This window comes from Roseateles sp. P5_B10 (genome assembly GCF_056400485.1).
Genome location: NZ_JBFULE010001578.1, coordinates 1 through 617, shown reverse-complemented (window position 1 = coordinate 617; position 617 = coordinate 1). Strand labels below are relative to the sequence as shown.

The 617-nt window shown below is 61.9% G+C and carries 2 protein-coding genes; both read right to left on the bottom strand.

All coding sequences use genetic code 11. From position 1 onward, the window contains the following. Positions 1-199, bottom strand: a 199-nt coding sequence (locus AC1DU6_RS34680) for a glycogen/starch synthase (RefSeq protein WP_477863050.1), incomplete at its 3' end; no start/stop codon positions are given. A gap of 8 nt (positions 200-207) precedes the next feature. Then, positions 208-617 (bottom strand): glycosyltransferase (locus AC1DU6_RS34675; protein WP_477863048.1); only part of this gene is annotated, 410 nt, incomplete at its 5' end.

Genomic DNA, 617 nt, shown 5'->3' with positions numbered 1-617 from the left:
CCGAATGCAATCCGCCGCTGAAGCGGTGGATTGCAAAGGGCATGGCGCGATCGTCGGCTGACATATCCTGTGCGTAATCGGGAGCGACCAGCGTCACCCGCGCGCCGAGCTGCGTTGCGGCCAATGCGATCTCGTGGGCGTAGGTGCCTATCCCGCCGCGTGCGGGAGCATATTCGCTCGATAGCAACAGGATATTCACAAATAACCTCAGTGTGCCGCGGAGGGCGTCATCGTCATGTTGCGCGCATTCTGGATGTCCTGGTGATAGGTAAAGACGCGCGCCAGCTGTGTCGCTGGTGTGAAATTATCGATCGCGCTGGCAACCTGCGCCGGATTGATCTCGCCGGTGCCGATCGCATCGCGGGTATCGAGAAAACGTTGGGCCAAGCTCTCGATCATCTCGTCGCGGGATGAGCTGCGGGAAATCAGGTAGCCGCTCTCGCCATCATGGATCACCGATTCCAGCTGCGGCAGGTGCACGGCGACGACCGGGCGGCCGACCGCAAGCGTCTCGAGCACGCAGCGTGGCATGCCCTCGAATTCCGACGTCAGGATACCTGCATGGGCATTGGCCAGTGTTGCGGCCATGCCGACAGCGTCCTTGAAGCCGTGCCGGA